The organism is Calothrix sp. CBUCES-K 9914, from assembly GCF_059640475.1.
Genome location: NZ_JBXXZH010000539.1, coordinates 1 through 1,463, shown reverse-complemented (window position 1 = coordinate 1,463; position 1,463 = coordinate 1). Strand labels below are relative to the sequence as shown.

Sequence of the window (1,463 nt, the reverse complement as noted above, 5' to 3'; positions counted from 1 at the left end):
CAATACCTTCGCCAAAATAAAGAGGGCCTTCTGTAGTAGAGTTATGTTTACTAAGACTACAACTCAAACACATACAGAAAGCCCATGCCAAATATATTAGCACTATTGGAATGCCTACAGCGACACACAACAAGAACAACTTTAAGACGGTGGAGCCGAATTATACCAGCAGTACTAGCGATGAGTGGAAGAATAACTATGCTGGGCATATCACGGTGGTGTGGAAAGGGGGGAAGTTATCGAACAATACAACGTTTTTTTGCTTCATCGCTACCTTGGGCAGTGTTGTTTTGGGTATTTTTTAAAGAACATATATTTAGAAGCAAAGAAACATATATACTAGCTGGGGATGAAGTAGTAATTAGTAAAGCAGGAGAAAAAAGCTACGGAATCGATAGATTTTTCTCATCTTTATATGAAAAACCCATACTCGGTTTATCTTTTTTTACTTTATCGCTTGTAAGTGTGGAGCAGAGAAGAGCATTTCCTATTAGCATAGAGCAAGTAATAAAGCCTAAAGAAGATAAAGCCAAAAAAGTAATAGAAAAGCCTAAAGCGCCTAAAGATGAGTTGAATAAAGAAGCTGTAAAAAAGAAGGGCGGGCGCCCAAAGGGTAGTAAGACAAAAGATAAAAAAGAAGTAAATTTAACTCCTGACTTTCTACGTATTCGTCGTCTGGTTGAGGATTGACTTCAAAAAATCAGTAAATTTTTACCACTAACATACTTAGTACTAGATGGCTATTTTGGAAATAATAAAGCTGTAGTAATGGCTCGGCAGCTAGGTTTACACCTAATTTGTAAAATGCGTCATGACTCTGCTTTATATATACCTTACGAGAACCCAGACCAGACTCGTAAGTCTCGGCGTAAGTACGGTGATAAAATTAACTATTCATTTATACCAGAAAAATTTTTGAAAGAAACTAATATTAAAGATGACATTCGTACAGATATTTACCAAGCACAACTTCTACACAAGGAGTACTGTCAAGCATTAAATGTTGTCATCCTAGTACGAACAAATATTAAAACTTTAACGCAAACTCATGCAGTGTTATTTTCAACGGACTTAAAATTAAGTCATAAGAAGTTAATTGATTATTATAGTCTCAGATTTCAAATTGAGTTTAATTACCGAGACGCTAAACAATTTTGGGGGCTAGAAGATTTTATGAATGTTGGGAAAACAGCAGTTACAAACGCTGCTAATCTTGCGTTTTTCATGGTTAACGTCTCACAAGTTTTGCTTATTCATTTTCGCAAATTTAACCCTGATTTTAGTGTTATAGACTTGAAAGCACTGTTCCGAGGTTATAAATATGTTGAGGAAACTATAAAACTCCTTCCCGAAAAACCAGACCCAGTTTTAATGACAAATATTTTCCACAGAGTTACCAATTTAGGGCGCATTCACCCAGCTAGTGCCTGCTCCAGCAGTTCTTAAATCTGGCGAAGGTATTG

At 36.1% G+C, this 1,463-nt stretch carries 1 pseudogene; it reads left to right on the top strand.

The annotated features are described in order from the left end of the window. Positions 1-84 precede the first annotated feature (84 nt). Positions 85-1,446, top strand: a pseudogene (locus AC2JBO_RS44920) (transposase). Positions 1,447-1,463: the final 17 nt, after the last annotated feature.